This is a genomic window from Thioalkalivibrio sp. ALJ15 (assembly GCF_000383695.1).
Lineage (GTDB): Bacteria > Pseudomonadota > Gammaproteobacteria > Ectothiorhodospirales > Ectothiorhodospiraceae > Thioalkalivibrio.
The window spans coordinates 309553-325663 of record NZ_KB912056.1 but is presented as its reverse complement, the minus strand read 5'-3'; the positions used below and the strand labels follow the sequence as shown (position 1 = coordinate 325663).

At 65.7% G+C, this 16111-nt stretch carries 12 protein-coding genes; 4 read left to right on the top strand and 8 right to left on the bottom strand.

The window, feature by feature from the left end; translation table 11 throughout:
- The first annotated feature begins 391 nt into the window (after positions 1-391).
- The 4 genes from G015_RS0101565 to G015_RS0101550 all read left to right on the top strand — a co-directional run bounded on the left by G015_RS0101565 (position 392) and on the right by G015_RS0101550 (position 9246).
- The gene (locus G015_RS0101565) at positions 392-4195 is read left to right on the top strand and encodes a calcium-binding protein (RefSeq protein WP_369773930.1); all 3804 of its coding nucleotides are present in this window, start codon (positions 392-394) and stop codon (positions 4193-4195) included.
- Positions 4196-4333: 138 nt separating this feature from the next.
- Positions 4334-6487: a type I secretion system permease/ATPase gene (locus G015_RS0101560; protein ID WP_020146052.1), complete on the top strand. Its 2154-nt coding sequence runs from the start codon at positions 4334-4336 to the stop codon at positions 6485-6487.
- Positions 6488-6495: 8 nt separating this feature from the next.
- A complete protein-coding gene (locus G015_RS0101555) occupies positions 6496-7920 on the top strand; it encodes an HlyD family type I secretion periplasmic adaptor subunit (RefSeq protein ID WP_020146051.1) in 1425 nt (474 codons plus the stop codon).
- Between the two features lie 201 nt (positions 7921-8121).
- Complete coding sequence (locus tag G015_RS0101550; protein ID WP_020146050.1) at positions 8122-9246, top strand: Fic family protein; 1125 nt, start codon at positions 8122-8124, stop codon at positions 9244-9246.
- A 104-nt stretch (positions 9247-9350) separates the two neighbouring features.
- Here the strand turns inward: G015_RS0101550 and hslU are convergent, their stop codons facing one another.
- The 8 genes from hslU to G015_RS13835 all read right to left on the bottom strand — a co-directional run bounded on the left by hslU (position 9351) and on the right by G015_RS13835 (position 16059).
- Positions 9351-10685 (bottom strand): ATP-dependent protease ATPase subunit HslU, encoded by a 1335-nt coding sequence (gene hslU / locus G015_RS0101545; RefSeq protein ID WP_018993399.1) that lies wholly within the window; start codon positions 10683-10685, stop codon positions 9351-9353.
- Positions 10686-10730: 45 nt separating this feature from the next.
- Entirely contained in the window at positions 10731-11273 is a 543-nt protein-coding gene (hslV, locus tag G015_RS0101540; RefSeq protein ID WP_018139854.1) for an ATP-dependent protease subunit HslV, read from the bottom strand.
- A 180-nt stretch (positions 11274-11453) separates the two neighbouring features.
- Positions 11454-12407: a tyrosine recombinase XerC gene (xerC, locus tag G015_RS0101535; protein ID WP_020146049.1), complete on the bottom strand. Its 954-nt coding sequence runs from the start codon at positions 12405-12407 to the stop codon at positions 11454-11456.
- Positions 12379-13116, bottom strand: a complete 738-nt coding sequence (locus G015_RS0101530; RefSeq protein ID WP_018139856.1) for a DUF484 family protein — start codon at positions 13114-13116, stop codon at positions 12379-12381. Before G015_RS0101530 ends, xerC begins: the two co-directional genes overlap by 29 nt.
- A complete protein-coding gene (gene dapF / locus G015_RS0101525) occupies positions 13113-13949 on the bottom strand; it encodes a diaminopimelate epimerase (protein ID WP_019592268.1) in 837 nt (278 codons plus the stop codon). Before dapF ends, G015_RS0101530 begins: the two co-directional genes overlap by 4 nt.
- Positions 13949-14623, bottom strand: a complete 675-nt coding sequence (locus G015_RS0101520; RefSeq protein WP_018994488.1) for a trans-aconitate 2-methyltransferase — start codon at positions 14621-14623, stop codon at positions 13949-13951. Before G015_RS0101520 ends, dapF begins: the two co-directional genes overlap by 1 nt.
- Positions 14620-15924, bottom strand: a complete 1305-nt coding sequence (gene lysA, locus G015_RS0101515) for a diaminopimelate decarboxylase (RefSeq protein ID WP_020146048.1) — start codon at positions 15922-15924, stop codon at positions 14620-14622. Before lysA ends, G015_RS0101520 begins: the two co-directional genes overlap by 4 nt.
- Positions 15925-16059, bottom strand: a complete 135-nt coding sequence (locus tag G015_RS13835; protein WP_012981537.1) for a lipoprotein — start codon at positions 16057-16059, stop codon at positions 15925-15927.
- Between the last annotated feature and the right edge of the window lie 52 nt (positions 16060-16111).

The following is a 16111-nucleotide window of genomic DNA, read 5'->3' as shown; positions in this document are numbered from 1 at the left end:
TCATTGGTCGGACAATAATCTTAATGTTGAAAATGATAATCAAAGGTCTGGCCAGCTAAGGGTTTTTGATCGACTCCACGGCTTGGTTAGAACGTATCCATTGCTTGTCCTAGAGTTTTTCGTGGCGGCTCGGGATGGTGACATGAATAGGGTCGCTAATAGTTCCGCTGGTATCGCCGTTACGGGCGCGTCTGGGTTGGCGTTCGGAGCGCTAAGTAAGTATTCAGTGGTTGGGGCTGGGGCGGCCTCTCTAACGGGGATTTTGTATAACCAGATCGCCGGGGACGCTAAATTGTATGACTGGGCAAAGGAAAACCTTAAGAAGCATATCGGGGGTGACGAGAAGGGCGAATTTTCCCGGCGTCTTGGGGAAGAGGGTGGGTTGATCGGCATATGGGAGAAAGGTTGGAGGGACGGATTTGACGACGGAACAATCGAAGAGATCATCGATAAATTCAACCGCGGAGAGTCCCACGCCTCCCCCATCATCCTGGATCTAGATGGCAACGGCATCTCTACGGTGGGTCTGGATGCCGGGGTGCAGTTCGACCATAACGGGGACGGATTTGCGCAGGCGACCGGCTGGGTGGGGCCGGAGGATGCGCTGCTAGCGATGGACCTGACCGGGAACGAGGAGATCGAGACCGGCAGCGAGCTGTTCGGTAACGCCAGCGAGATTGAGGAAGGCGTGACGGCCATGAATGGCTTCGAGGCGCTGGCGATCCACGACACCAATGGCAACGGCCGCATCGACCCGGGCGACGAGGCCTGGGGTGACCTGCGCCTGTGGCAGGACGCGAACGGTAACGGTGTGGTCGACGAGGGCGAGCTGCTGACCCTCGACGAAGTCGGCATCGGCTCCATCGACCTCGGTTACACCAACTCCACCTACGTGGACGAGCACGGCAACGAGCACCGTCAGATCGGGCGGTTCGAGTGGGCCGACGGCCGCGAAGGCGAGGCGACGGACGTGTGGTTCATCCAGGATACGGCCATCACCGAGGCGCGCGAGCGCCTGGACATTCCGGAGGCCATCGCCATCCTGCCCGACCTGATGGGCTATGGCGAGGTGCATGACCTGCATCAGGCGCTGGTGCGGGACGAGAGCGGACAGTTGCGCGGGGAGGTTGAGGCCTTTATGGCCGAAACCGACGTGAAGGCGCGCGAAGCCCGCATGGAGAGCCTGCTGTACGAGTGGGCGGGCGTCAGTGACGTGGACCCGGAGGGCCGGGGATCCCATATCGACGGGCGCAAGGTCGCCACACTGGAGGCCTTCCTGGGGCGGGAGTTCCGTCAGCACGGGAGTCCAAACCCGAGGGTCATGGCCTCGGGGGAGCTGCGTGCGGCCTTCGACATCCTGCAGACCACCATGTATGCACAGATGATGCGCCAGACCCACCTGGCGCCCTATCTGGAAGGGATGGACCTGGTCTTCGATGAAGACGGCATCCGTATCGACTTCGCGGGCACCACGGAGGCCCTGAACCAGCAGTTCGATGCCGACCCGGCCCGTGGCGTGGCGGATCTTCTGGAACTGCAGCGTGCCACCGGCGAACAGCTCTCACCCATGGGCTTCGACAGCCATGGCCTGCTGCGCGACTGGCTCGCACAGGCCGGTGATGACCCGGCCGTGCTGGAGGCCCTGGCCGACTTCGGCTGGGACGGGGTGCGCACCGACGGCGAAGGCACGGCCGCGTCCGAAATTGTGTTCGCGAGCAACGACGGGGCGGAGCTTACCGCCGGCTCCGGTGGCGACTGGGTGCTGGGCGGTGATGGCGACGACGTGCTGCAGGCGGGCTCGGGCGACGACATCCTCTACGGCGGCTCTGGTAACAACACCTACCGCTTCGATGTGGGCCAGGGTCATAACACCATCATCGAAATGCATGGCGCCGAGGGTCATAGCGTGCTGGAGTTCGGCCCGGAGATCCGCGCCGGCGATCTGGACATCCGTGCGGAGGGCAGTTCGCTGGTGCTGGCGCACAGCAACGGCCGCGACAGTGTCACCATCGAAAACTGGTTTGGTAGCGCCGATTCCGAGCGCCACCGGATCAACACCCTTCGTTTCGCCGATGGTCATAGCTTCGATCTGTCCGCGTTGCAGCTCGGCTCGACCGAGGGTGACGAGCTGACCGGCGGGGAGGAGAACGCCATCCTGGTCGGCAACGAGGGCGAGAACATCCTGACCGGCGGGACCGGCGACAACTGGCTGCACGGCGGCCGGGATGCCGACGTCCTGGTGGGTGGCGAGGGCGACAACCTGTTCGTGGTGCGGCACCGGGATGATCAGGTGATCGCGGAATCGGGCGATGGGACCAACACGGTGCAGTCGCATGCGTCGTTCACCCTGTCCGACAACCTGCACAACCTGACGCTGTTGGGCCGCAGCGGGATCAGTGCCACCGGCAACGAGCTGGATAACGTTCTGATCGGCAACTCCGGCAACAACCGGCTCGACGGGGTGGCGGGGGCCAACACCATGATCGGGGGCCGCGGCAACAACACCTACGTGGTGCACAGCGCCGATGACGTGGTGATCGAAGAGCCCGGCGAAGGCAACGACACGGTCGAGTCGCATATCGACTACGTCCTGCCGGATAACGTGGAGAACCTGCACCTGCAGGGCAGCGAGGATCTTCACGGGACCGGCAACGAGCTGAACAACGAACTCATCGGCAACACCGGCGACAACGTCCTGAACGGGGTCGAGGGCAACAACTACATCGACGGTCGTGGCGGCGCCAACATCATGATCGGTGGCGCGGGCGACGATACCTACGTGGTACGCAGCGATGAGGATGTGGTGATCGAAAAGCACGGCGAGGGGAACGACACCGTCCACTCCTACATCGACTATGCCCTGCCAGAGAACGTGGACAACCTGACGCTGATGGGCGGCGAGGATCTCGATGGTACGGGCAACGAACTCGACAACGTGATCATCGGCAACACCGGCGACAACGTGCTGAACGGCGTGGAGGGCGACAACTACATCGATGGCCGCGCCGGTGCCAACATCATGATCGGGGGCGCGGGCGACGACATCTACGTGGTCAACAGCGAGGACGACGTGGTGATCGAGCAGCCCGGCGAGGGCCACGATACCATCCGCTCCTCGGTCACCTATGCCCTGCCCGACAACGTCGAGGACCTGATCCTCACCGGTTCGGCCGACATCGACGGCAGCGGCAATGAGCTGGACAACTACATCCAGGGCAACAATGGCGACAACGTGCTCAACGGTGTGGCCGGCGCGAACGTGATGGCCGGCGGCCGCGGTGACAATACCTACATCCTCAACAGCGAGGAGGACGTGGTCATCGAGAAGCCGAACCAGGGCACCGACACGGTGATCAGCCCGTTCGACTACACCCTGCCGGACAACGTGGAGAACCTGACGCTGGTCGGAGACGCCCGGGTGGGGCGTGGTAATGACGAGGACAACATCATCATCGGAACCGAGCGCCCCAGTCACCTCTATGGCGTGAGCGGCAACAACGTGCTGATCGGGGGCGGGCGCTCCGCCAACTTCCTGTATGGCGGTGACGGAGACAACACCTATGTGGTGAGCAATCCGGGCACCAAGGTGATCGCCCAGGAGAATGGAGGCACCGATACCGTAAAGGCGGAGACCAACTTCCGCCTGCCCGATCATGTCGAGAATCTCACGCTGACCGGGGATGGCGATTATCGCGGTTGGGGCAACGAGCTCGACAACGTCCTGATCGGCAATGACGGCGATAACGTGCTGCGCGGTGAAGGCGGCGACAACTTCATCCACGGCGGTCGCGGCAACAATGTCCTGTACGGGGGCGCCGGCAGCGATACCTACTTCTTCGAACGCGGCGATGGCCACGACCGCATCGTGGAGCGCGCCCGCGACCCGGGCGAGGACACGCTGCTCCTGGGCGAGGATATCGCGACGGACCAACTCTGGTTCCGACAGGATGGGCGCGACCTGTCCGTGGAGGTGATCGGCACGGAGGATCGCATCACGGTCGACTCCTGGTTCGGGCCGCAGGGCGAGACCCTGGATCAGGTCGAGCTTTCGAGTGGCGAGGTCCTGACGGCATCAGAGGTGAACAACCTGGTGCAGGCCATGGCGGCATTCGATCCGCCGGGGGCCGACGAGAGCCGTATCCCCGAGGCGTACCGGGAGCAGCTACAGCCTGTCGTCGCATCCGCATGGCAGTGATCGAGTAGCCCTTCGTGGGGGGGTGGCGCTTACGCGCCGGCCCCACTTTCTACACAGGACATCCGGCGGCCCGCGACACGGGGCCGCCGCTTTTTGCATGCCAGCGGCAGGATGCCGTTGGCATAACAGTGAGGCAGCATGGATTCGCCAGGGAAGGCGGCCCCGGACTCGCACAGCGAGAACGGGGCCATCGACACGGGACTGACCGCGCTCGCGATGCTGGCGCAGTATCATGGCGTGGCCGCCAACCCGGCACAGCTGCGCCACGAGTTCGCGCCGGATGGGCAGCCGTTCGATGGCGACCACATCCTGCGCGGTGCCCGGCACCTGGGCCTGAAGGCCAAGCGGGTGCGGACCACGCTTTCGCGCCTCGATCGTACGCCGCTGCCCGCGATCGCGCAGGCCGTGGACGGGCGCTTCTTTGTGCTGGCGCGCGCCGGGGAACAGGACGTTCTGGTCCAGCACCCCGGTCGTGGGCGCGCCGAACGCATCACGCGCGAGGCGCTGGAAGAACTGTGGACGGGGGATCTGATCCTGTTCACCTCGCGGGCCTCGCTGACGGCCGAGCTTGGCAAGTTCGACTTCACCTGGTTTGTGCCCGCGCTGGTCAAGCACCGAAAGCTGCTGGGCGAGGTGCTGCTGGCCTCGTTCTTCCTGCAGATCTTCGCGCTGGTCACACCCCTGTTCTTCCAGGTGGTGATGGACAAGGTGCTGGTGCACCGCAGCCTGACCACGCTGGACGTCTTGGCCATCGGGTTGCTGGCGGTCATGGTGTTCGAAGTGGTGCTGTCCGGCCTGCGTAGCTATGTGCTGGCGCACACGGCCAGCCGCATCGACGTCGAGCTCGGGGCCAGTCTGTTCCGGCACCTGATCAACCTCCCCATGGGGTATTTCGAATCGCGGCGTGTGGGCGATTCGGTGGCGCGCGTGCGGGAGCTGGAGAACATCCGCGAATTCCTGACGGGCAACGCGCTCACGTTATTGCTCGATCTCTTCTTCTCCGTGGTCTTCATCGCGGTCATGCTGTTTTACAGCGGCTGGCTGACACTGATCGTCCTCGCCTCGTTGCCGCTGTACGTGCTGATCTCCGTGCTGATCACGCCGCCGCTGCGGGCGCGCCTGCACGAGAAGTTCAACCGCGGGGCGGAGAACCAGGCCTTTCTGGTCGAGAGCATCAACGGCATCGACACGCTCAAGTCGATGGCGGTGGAGCCGCAGACCACCAAGAAGTGGGATGAACAGCTTTCCGGCTATGTATCCGCCGGGCTTCGCACCACCCGTCTGTCGACCATCGCGCGCGAGCTGATCTCGCTGGTGGGCAAACTGGTGACCGTGGGCACGCTGTGGCTGGGTGCGCGTCTGGTGATCGAGGGGGATCTGACCGTTGGTCAGCTCATTGCCTTCAACATGCTGGCCGCTCGGGTCGCCCAGCCGATCATGCGCCTGGCCAATATGTGGACGGACTTCCAGCAGGTCGGGATTTCCATGCAGCGTCTGGGCGACATCCTCAATGCGCCCACGGAGTCCTCCTTTGCCAACCGCAGCAGCCTGCCGCGGCTGGAGGGAAGGATCGAGTTCGACCAGGTGCATTTCCGCTATCGCCCCGACGGGCCCGAGGTCCTGCGTGGTGTGAGTCTGGAGATTCCCCCTGGCCAGGTGATTGGAGTGGTCGGCCGCTCGGGTTCCGGCAAGAGCACGCTGGCGAAGCTGATTGCCCGCATGTATGTCCCGGAGCGCGGGCGTGTTCTGGTCGATGGCACCGATCTCGCGGTCGCCGAGATCAGTTCGCTACGCCGGCAGATCGGGGTCGTGCAACAGGAGAACATGCTGTTCAATCGCAGTATTCGCGAGAACATCGCCCTGGCCAGCCCCGGCGCCCCGCTGGAGCAGGTGATGACCGCCGCCCGGCTGGCAGGCGCACATGACTTCATTCTGGAAACACCCGAGGGATACGACACAACGGTTGGCGAGCACGGCTCGAGCCTCTCCGGCGGGCAGCGCCAGCGTATCGCGATAGCCCGTGCGCTGATGAATGACCCGCGCATTTTGATCTTCGACGAGGCCACCAGCGCACTGGACTACGAATCGGAACGGGTCATCCAGCAGAACATGGAGCGGATCGCCCGCGGGCGGACGGTCATCATCATTGCCCACCGCCTGAGCGCCGTCCGCAGGGCCGACCGCATCATCGCGATGGATCATGGGCAGATTGTCGAATCGGGCTCGCACGACGAACTGGCCCAGCGGCCGGGCGGGATCTATGCCGGCCTGCTGCGTCTGCAGCGCGAGTGAGGTGACCCATGGGTATGCTGCGTCAGGCCTGGGGTGACATTGGCGGCCGCTACCGGCGGGTGTTCGCGCGTGCGTGGGCCCGTCGCCGGGAAATGGATCCGCCCCGGCGACAGCCCTACGAGCAGGAGTTCCTGCCCGCGGCGATGTCGCTGCAGGAAACGCCGATCCACCCGCTACCGCGGGTGATCATGGGTGTAATCGTGCTGCTGGCCGTACTCACGGTGATCTGGGCCACGCTCGGGCAGATGGACATCGTTGCGGTCGCGGAGGGCCGCGTGGTGCCTGATGGCCGCACCCAGACCATTCAGGCGACCGAAACCGCCAGCGTGCATGCCATCCACGTTCGTGACGGGCAGCGCGTGCAGGCGGGAGAAATTCTTGTCGAATTGGACCCGACCCTGCCCGGCGCCGATCTGGAACGCCTGGGTGTGGAATATCGGTCCGCGCGTCTGGCGGCCGCCCGGTCGGAAGCCTTTCTGGAGGCCCTCGAGACCGACGCGGGCATCCCGCTCCTGAACACCAACTACCCCGTCCCGGAAGACGCCCGGCAGATTGAGGAGCGCGTGCTGGTCGGGCATGTCCATCACTACCGGGCGCGCATCCAGCAACTCAATGCGGAAACCGCACGCCGCGAACAGGAGATGGAAGCCACGCGCGCGATGGTGATCAGCCTGGAAACCACCATCCCGATTATCCGGCGCCGCAGCGAGGATCTGCGGCAGTTGTCGGACCAGGGCATGGCCGCCGCGCACGAGCAACTGGAGCTGGAACAGAACTACATTGAGACGACGCACCAGCTAGCCGCCCAGCGGGCCCGTCTTGCCGAAGCCGAAGCGGCACTGCATGAGGTTCGGAAGCAGCGAACGGCCTTGCAGGCGGAGAGTCGTCGCGAGGCGCTGGACACCCTGCACCGGGCACGATCGGATGCCGAATCCCTGCGCCAGGAACTGATCAAGGCCCGGCGTCTGGATGACCTGACGCGCTTGCGCGCCCCCGTGGATGGAACCGTGGAACAACTGGCCGTGCATACGGTGGGTGGTGTCGTGGAGCCCGCCAGTCCGCTCATGGTTGTGGTCCCCGAGGATGGCGCGGTGGAAGTCGAGGCTACCCTGCCCAACAAGGACATCGGGTTCGTGCGGGCCGGCCAGGAGGCCGAGGTGAAACTGCAGACCTTCCCCTACACCCGCTACGGCACGATCGATGGCGTGGTCACGGACGTATCGCAGGACGCGGTACAGGATGAACACCAGGGCCTCGTGTTCGTGGTGCGTGTGCGTCTGGAAAAGGACACCGTGGACGTTCATGGCGAGGATGTCCGCATCGCCCCGGGGATGATGGCCACCGTCGAGATCAAGACCGGCTACCGCCGGATCATCGAGTATTTCCTGGCGCCGCTGCTGCGCGCTGCACGCGAAAGCCTGAGCGAGCGCTGAGGCCAGCGCTGCTTGTTACCCGTAGTTCCGGGCGAATGGGAAACAACCTGGGTTGATGTTAACGGAACGTTTGCAAACTCCCTTGCTGTCAATCTGAAGGGGGTTTCTTGGATACAAGTGCTTTTTGGGCCAATTCGTTGACGCCAAGGGCCTTTGGTGATAACAATTCTTTAAACATTAACTACAAATTAGGCTTGCAGGATGAATATCGACTGCACTCGCGCCGTGCGATACCACACGGGCGGGTTCCCGCCACATAACGTCGACTTCAGCCGGCTCATGTCGCCGTTGCTGGCTGCAACCGATGCGCTGGCGCGCTACGACCAGACCCTGCAGAACATCCACAACAGCGAAATTTTCCTGACCCCGTTGCGTAGTCAGGAGGCGGTGATTTCCTCGCGAATGGAAGGAACCATCAGCACGTTGGACGAGATCCTGGAGCTGGAAGCACAGCAGGGCGAGGACGACACCGGCGCTACCGCTCTGTACCGCTCGGACGTCGTGGAAACCGCTCTCTATCGACGAGCCCTCAACGTGGCACAGGCGCAGCTCGAAGAGGGATATCCTCTCTCTGAAGGTCTGCTCCGGAGCATTCACCAGCAACTGCTCTCATTTGGGCGGGGGGCTGACAAATCGCCCGGTGAATACAAGACGGAGCAGAATTATGTCGGCGAACGCGGCAGCCGGGAAGCAAGCTTTGTCCCCGCTACGCCGGAACAGCTCCTCGATGGCATCCAGGCACTGTTCGAGTTCATGGCCTCCGAAGACGTGCCCTTGTTGCTTCGTACCGCTGTGGCGCATGCGGAGTTCGAAGCCCTCCATCCGTTCAAGGATGGGAACGGCCGAGTAGGGCGGATGCTGATCCCACTAATGCTGTGGCACGGGGGCGCCATATCCGCACCACATTTCTATGTCAGTCGTTATTTCGAAGAGCACAAGGATGAGTACGTGGCCCGGCTGAGGGAGATTTCGGCCAATGGCAACTGGGAGGGCTGGTGCTGTTTCTTCTTGGACGCCGTGCGCGCACAGGCCCGAAGCAACACGGACGTGGCCCGTTCCATCCGTGATCACTACGAGGCGATGAAGGTGCGTTTTGCCGAGGTGCTCGGCTCGCGGTATTCCGTCCTCGCCCTGGACTATCTGTTCACCTGGCCGGTCTTTCGCAACAGTCACTTCACGCGAAGCGCCGGGATTCCCCGGCAAACGGCGGCTCGGTTCACCCGCGTGCTACTTGAAGAAGGCCTTCTGCAACCGGTACGTGAGGCTGCCGGCCGGCGTTCGGCCGTCTACCGTTTCGAGTCACTCATGCAGCTGGTCCGTGTGTGAGGGCCTCAGCTCGAGGCCCTGGCGCGGATTGAAGCCGGGTTACTCCGCGTCGCGACCTCGGTCGAGGGCGGGGGGGGCGGAGTCGCGCGTGGCAGGGCCGGGCTTCAGAGGATGTAGCGGGAGAGGTCTTCGTTTTCGACCAGGTCGCCGAGGCGTTCGTCGACGAAGCTGCGGTCGACTACGACGGCGCCGTCGACGTCCGGGGCGCGGTAGGCGACGTCCTGCAGCAGGCGTTCCAGCACGGTGTGCAGGCGGCGGGCGCCGATGTTCTCGGTGCGCGCGTTCACGTCATGGGCGATCTCGGCGAGGCGGCGCACGCCGTCTTCCTCGAAGCGCAATTCCACGCCTTCGGTCTTCATCAACTCGGTGTACTGCTCGGTCAGCGAGGCGGTGGGTTCGGTCAGGATGCGCACGAAGGCGTCCACCGACAGCGGGCCCAGTTCGACGCGGATCGGGAGTCGGCCCTGCAGCTCCGGCACGAGGTCGGACGGCTTGGACAGGTGGAAGGCGCCGGAGGCGATGAACAGGATGTGGTCGGTGCGTACCATGCCCAGCTTGGTGGAGACGGTGGTGCCCTCGATCAGCGGCAGCAGGTCGCGCTGCACGCCCTCGCGCGAGACCTCGCCGCTGCTGCCCTTGTCGCTGCCCTTGGCGACCTTGTCGATCTCGTCGAGAAAGACGATGCCGCTTTGTTCGACGCGGTCGATCGCCTGCAGCTTCAGCTCTTCTTCGTTGATCAGGCGCGCGGCCTCTTCTTCGATCAGCAGCTTGCGTGCCTCGGCGATCTGCAGCCGGCGCGATCGGGTCTTCTGGCCGCCAATGTTCTGGAACATCGACTGCAGCTGGCTGGCCATCTCCTCCATGCCCGGCGGGGTCATGATCTCTACGCCGTGCGGGTTCTGCTGCACCTCGATGTCGATCTCGCGCTCGTCCAGGCCGCCCTCGCGCAGGCGCTTGCGCAGTTTCTGGCGGGTGTCGCTGTTGGAGTCGTCTTGCGCGGATTCGGTGAAGCCGGCGTTGCGCGGGCGCGGTAGCAGGGCATCGAGGATGCGCTCCTCCGCCGCGTCTTCGGCCTTGACGCGGTTTTCCTTGATGGCCTCGTCGCGCAGCTGCTTGACCGCGGCCTCGGCGAGGTCACGGATGATCGATTCGACATCGCGGCCGACATAACCGACCTCGGTGAACTTGGTCGCCTCGATCTTGATGAACGGCGCGCGGGCGAGCTTGGCCAGGCGTCGGGCGATCTCGGTCTTGCCGACGCCGGTCGGGCCGATCATCAGGATGTTCTTGGGGGTGACCTCCGGCTGCAGCTCCGGGGGGAGCTGGCGGCGGCGCCAGCGGTTGCGCAGGGCAATGGCGACGGAGCGCTTGGCCTCGTCCTGGCCGATGATGTAACGGTCCAGTTCCTGGACGATCTCGCGGGGGGTCATGTCGGTCATGGCAAAAGGGGCCTTGGTCGAATCGTTCGTGCGGGGCCGGGCGCGTTATTCCGCGTCCAGGCTCTCCAGCGTGAGGTTGTGATTGGTGTACACGCAGATGTCGGCGGCGATGTTCAGCGACTTCTCCACGATGTCGCGGGCCGACAGGTCGGTGTTCTGCAGCAGGGCCTGGGCGGAGGCCTGGGCATAGGGGCCGCCGGAGCCGATCGCGATCAGCGCGTTTTCCGGTTCGATTACGTCGCCGTTGCCGGAGATCACGAAGGAGTTCTCGCGGTCGGACACGGCCAGCAGGGCCTCCAGCCGGCGCAGGGCGCGGTCGGTTCGCCAGTCCTTGGCCAGCTCGACCGCGGAGCGGGTGAGGTTGCCGGAGTGTTTCTCCAGCATGCCCTCGAAGCGCTCGAACAGGGTGAAGGCATCGGCCGTCCCGCCGGCAAAGCCGGCCAGGATGCGGTCGTGGTAGACGCGGCGCACCTTGCGCGCGTTGCCCTTCATCACGGTGTTGCCAAGCGATACCTGGCCGTCGCCTCCGAGGGTGACGGCGCCGTCCTTGCGGACGCAGACGATGGTGGTGCCGCGAAACTGTTCCACGGGCGCTCTCCTTTGTGCTGCGGTCGGGGCCGGCCGCCCGCCTTGCTGCATTGCGAGACCGCCAGGGGCTGCTCGCAGGCACGAGGGGGTCAGGTTGTGCCGACGTCCGAGGTTTTTGCGGTCCGGAAGCGGTTGGGTCCCGGTCGTTGCTGTTGGTTCCCCGCCCGGAGAAAGCTGGATTCAGCGTTTGCCTGGCGAACGGTCTCTCCGGGCACGCGGGTGGGCGGCATCATACACCTGTGCCAGGTGCTGATAGTCGAGATGGGTATAGATCTGGGTGGTTTCAAGGTTGGCGTGACCAAGAAGTTCCTGAATGGCTCGCAAATCGCCACTCGATTCCAGCAGGTGACTGGCGAAGGCATGGCGCAGCCGGTGCGGATGCAGGCGCACGTCCAGCCCGGCGCGCCGGCCGGCCTCGGCCACGCGGCGCTGGACTGCGCGGTTGCCGATGCGGGCGCCGCGGCGGGTCACGAACAGGGCACGTTCGCCGGGCGCGGCCCAGTCCCCACGGCGCTCAAGCCAGCTGCGGATCGCATCACGCGCGACCCGCCCCACCGGGACGCTGCGCTCGCGCCGGCCCTTGCCGAGTACCCGCACCAGCCCGGTATCGAGGTCGAGATCCGTCAGGTCCAGCCCGGTCAGCTCGGACAGGCGCAGCCCGGAGGAGTACAGCAGCTCCAGCATGGCCTGGTCGCGGGCGGCCAGGGTCGGATCGAGGTCCTCGGCCGGGGTCAGGGCCTGCTGGGTCTGGTCGACGTCGAGATTGCGTGGCAGGGCGCGCCCCGCGCGCGGTCCGCGCAGGCCGGCGGCAGGGTTGGCTGGCATGCGGCGGTGTTCGACCTGAAAGGCGAAGAAGCCGCGCGCGGCGGACAGAAAGCGCTGGATGGAGCGCGGGTGGCGGCCCTGGCGGGCGAGCTGCCCGGCGATGCGGCGCATGTCCGCGGCCCGGAGATCGGCCCACGGGCCCGTGTGCAGGCCGCGCAGGCGGTTCAGGTCGCGCCGGTAGGCGTTGACGGTATGCGGTGAATGGCCGCGAACATCGCTTAAATGCCCGAGAAAGGCCGCGATATCCGCATCCTGCGGCGGGCTGGAATCAGTCGCCGCCTCAGGCGGCGGCGTGGGTCCGCTCGACATGGCAGCGGATCGATTCGGCCAGCAGGTCGCCGATATGGGTGACGAAATAGATGCCCATGTCGGGCTGGAAACGGTCCGGAGAGTCGCTGGCCAGGCCCAGCACCCCGATGCGGTCGGACTCGTCACCCAGTGGCATCAGGATCGCGGAACCGATGTCGTCGGCCGAATCGAACAGTACGTCCAGCATCTCGCCCGGCACACGGCCGCACTGGGCCTTGCCGCGCGCGAACAGCGGATCGAACGTGCTCAGCTCGCCGGACTCCAGGGCGTGCAGGTCGTCCACCTCGCGGTCGGCCAGGCGGATGCTGACGCGCTCGGCACCCAGCTCGTTGCGCAGGGCGTCCTGGGTCAGCGCCAGTACGGCATCCAGGTTTTCGGCGCGCATCAGGGTTTTGGCCAGTTCGTGCAGGTGCTGGCCCATGCGCTCGTTGTCGCGGGCGCGTTCGACCAGCTCGCCCATGTGCTGCTCCATCGCGCGGTGTTTCTCGCGCAGCAGGGCGACCTGGCGCTCCAGCAGCGACACCGCCCCGCCGGCCGGGTGTGGCAGGCGCAGGATGTCCAGCAGCGGCAGGTGGTCCTGGAAGAAATCCGGGTGATCGCGCAGATAGGCCTCGACGTCGGCCGCAGTAAGCGTTTTGTTGTTCTTGTCGTCCGTCGCCTGCGGCTTGGGGGTGTTTGCAGCAGAGGCGTTGGAGGATTGCCCAGTCATAGATCGATCCAGCCGTTGAAAACCGTGGTGGCCGGTCCGGTTAGCCAAACCGGGGCCTCGGCCTGTGCGTTCCAGCTTAGCACAAGGGTACCGCCCGGCAGCGAGACTTCAACCTCGTCGTCGACCAGGTTGCGGCGGCGCAGAATGGCCATCGCGGCGGCCGCGCCGCTGCCACAGGCCAGCGTCTCGCCGACCCCGCGCTCGAAGACCCGCAGGTTCACATGGCCGCGGTCGCGCAGCGCGGCAAAGCCGACATTCACGCGACGCGGGAAGCACTCGTGCCGCTCGATCAGTGGCCCGACCTCGGCCACGGGTGCGCTCGCGACGTCGTCGACCAGCAGCACGGCATGCGGGTTGCCCATGGACACCGCGCCCAGCGTGAGCGCATGGCCCTGCACGTCCAGGGTGTAGGCGTCGGCCTCGTGTTCGGCGACCAGCGGGATCTGTTCGGGCGTGAACACCGGCCGCCCCATGTTGACCCGCACGCGCTCGTCGTCCTCGACATGCAGCACGATGCGTCCGCCCAGGGTCTCGACCGGGATCTCGCGGGCCTCGGTCAGGCCCTGCTCCCGCACGAAGCGGGCGAAGCAGCGCGCACCGTTGCCGCACTGCTCCACCTCGGAGCCATCGGCGTTGAAGATGCGGTAGCGGAACAGGGCCTGCGTCGGGTCGCCCGGGGGCTCCACCAGCAGGATCTGGTCGCAGCCGATGCCGAAGTGGCGATCCGCCAGATGGCGCAGCGTCGCCTCGTCGAGCCGGACGGTCTGGCGCGTGCCGTCGATGACCACGAAGTCGTTGCCCAGCCCGTGCATCTTGGTGAATTCCAGGCGCATCAGGTGGCCTCCGGCAGCTGCCCGAAGATGACCATGTGCCGGTCCGAGGTGGCGCGGACGGTGAAGCCGTCGAGTCCGGCATCGGCCAGCTGCGCGCGCACCTCGTCGGGTGTGAAGGCGGCATGCAGGGAGTGTTCGAAGTCGCGGCGCAGCACGTCCGGGTCGTTGGCCGCGTACTGCGCGACCAGGGCCTTGAGCGTTTGCTCCGAGTCCGGGCGCCGCAGGTCCATCACGAACACGGCCGCGCCGGGCGCGCCATCGCGCACGATGGCCTGCCAAAGCACCGCGGGCTCATGCAGGTGATGCAGCAGGGAATTGCTGATGATCGCGGCGTACGGGGCGCGCGGGCCGCGCGCTTCGGGCAGGCAGCCCTCGGTCAGATGCACGCGCGGCGCGGCCGGGTGGCCGGCCATCAGCGCGTCACCGGCGGCCAGCATCGCGGGCGCGCCGTCGAGCCCGTCGACCTCGCAGGCCGGATAGCGTGCGGCGAAGCGCAGCGAGACATCGCCCGGCCCGCAGCCGAGGTCGAGCACGGGTCCGCTGACCGGGCCGGGGAAGGCCTCGGCGAAGGCGTCCACGAAGCCCTCGTGCGGCGCGGCGAAGTCGGCCTCGGCATAGGCGCGGGCCTGCGCAGGCTCCAGCATAAGCTCCGGTTCGGGGCGGCGCGGGATCATGGGTCCACGCTTCCGGGCGGATCGTCATCGTCCGGGTCCGTGTCTTCTGGGTCTTGGGGCAGCATGCTCTCGCGCATCATCAGGTGATCGACCTGCTCGCGTCGGTTGATGATCTGGAAATGGTCGCCGTCGACCATGATTTCCGGAGGGCGCGGGCGCGAGTTGTAGTTGCCCGCCATCACATAGCCGTAGGCCCCGGCCGAGCGCACGGCGAGCACGTCGCCTGCGGCCAGCGTCAGTTCGCGCTCGCGGCCGAGGAAGTCGCCGGTCTCGCAGACCGGGCCGACGATGTCGTAGGTGCGGGGCTCGGAGTCCTTGCGCTGCACGACCGGGATGATCTCCTGCCAGGCGCCGTACAGGGCCGGGCGTAGCAGGTCGTTCATCGCCCCGTCGACGATCGCGAAGTCGTGGGCCTCGGTGTGCTTGAGGTACTCCACCCGGGTCAGGAACACGCCGGCGTTGGCCGCGATCGCGCGCCCCGGTTCGAGCAGAACCTTCAGCGGGCGCTCGCCCATTACCTCGCGCAGGGCGCTGGCCCAGGCGTCCGGCTCCGGCGGCGTCTCGTCGCGGTAGCGCACGCCCAGTCCGCCGCCGACATCGATGTGTTCGAGTTCGATGCCGTCTGCGGCCAGCTGGTCGACCAGCGTCAGCACGCGTTTCAGGGCATCGGTGAACGGGTCGATCCGGGTCAGCTGCGAGCCGATGTGGAAATCGACGCCGGTGGCCTCCAGGTGCTGGCTGTCGCGTACCCGGGCATACAGCGCCGGCGCCTCCTCGATGGCAACGCCGAACTTGTTCTCACGCAGGCCGGTGGCGATATAGGGATGGGTCTCGGCGTCGACGTCCGGGTTCACGCGGATCGAGACCGGCGCGGTCACGCCCATCTCGGCCGCAATGGACTCCAGCCGCTCCAGCTCCGGGGCGGATTCGACGTTGAAGCAATGGATGCCGACCTTCAGTGCCCGGCGCATCTCGGCCGCGGTCTTGCCGACGCCCGAGAACACGACCTTCGCCGGGTCGCCGCCGGCGCGCAGTACACGTTCCAGTTCGCCGCCGGAGACGATGTCGAAGCCGGCGCCCAGGCGCGCGAGCACGTTCAGCACCCCCAGCGCGGAGTTCGCCTTCACCGCGAAGCAGACCTGGTGCGGCGTGCCGATCAGGGCCTCGCTGAACGCGCGGTAGTGGCGCTCAAGGGTGGCGCGCGAATACACGTAGGCGGGCGTACCCACCAGCTGGGCGAGGTGGTCCAGCGCCACGCCTTCGGCATGCAGCGTGTTGCCGTGGTAGTCGAAGTAGTCCATTCAGCGGCGCTCCTCGGTTTCGTCGTCATCGGGCAGGTAGAGATCACCCTTCTGTCCGCAGGAGGCGAGCATCTGCATCGTGCCGAGCACGACCACGACCGCAATCAGGAGCCACTGGGCCTTGCATGAACGCATGTTCGTTCCGGGGTGTCGTTGCAATGAAGGGCAATAGTGTGCCATTGATACG

Excerpts from the sequence above, each read along its gene's own strand:
- G015_RS13835 (WP_012981537.1), bottom strand. The coding sequence starts at position 16,059 with ATGCGTTCATGCAAGGCCCAGTGGCTCCTGATTGCGGTCGTGGTCGTG.
- xerC (WP_020146049.1), bottom strand. The coding sequence starts at position 12,407 with ATGTCGAGCGGACCCACGCCGCCGCCTGAGGCGGCGACTGATTCCAGC.
- hslU (WP_018993399.1), bottom strand. The coding sequence starts at position 10,685 with ATGACCGACATGACCCCCCGCGAGATCGTCCAGGAACTGGACCGTTAC.
- G015_RS0101560 (WP_020146052.1), top strand. The coding sequence starts at position 4,334 with ATGGATTCGCCAGGGAAGGCGGCCCCGGACTCGCACAGCGAGAACGGG.
- lysA (WP_020146048.1), bottom strand. The coding sequence starts at position 15,924 with ATGGACTACTTCGACTACCACGGCAACACGCTGCATGCCGAAGGCGTG.
- G015_RS0101550 (WP_020146050.1), top strand. The coding sequence starts at position 8,122 with ATGAATATCGACTGCACTCGCGCCGTGCGATACCACACGGGCGGGTTC.
- G015_RS0101520 (WP_018994488.1), bottom strand. The coding sequence starts at position 14,623 with ATGATCCCGCGCCGCCCCGAACCGGAGCTTATGCTGGAGCCTGCGCAG.
- dapF (WP_019592268.1), bottom strand. The coding sequence starts at position 13,949 with ATGCGCCTGGAATTCACCAAGATGCACGGGCTGGGCAACGACTTCGTG.
- G015_RS0101530 (WP_018139856.1), bottom strand. The coding sequence starts at position 13,116 with ATGACTGGGCAATCCTCCAACGCCTCTGCTGCAAACACCCCCAAGCCG.
- G015_RS0101555 (WP_020146051.1), top strand. The coding sequence starts at position 6,496 with ATGGGTATGCTGCGTCAGGCCTGGGGTGACATTGGCGGCCGCTACCGG.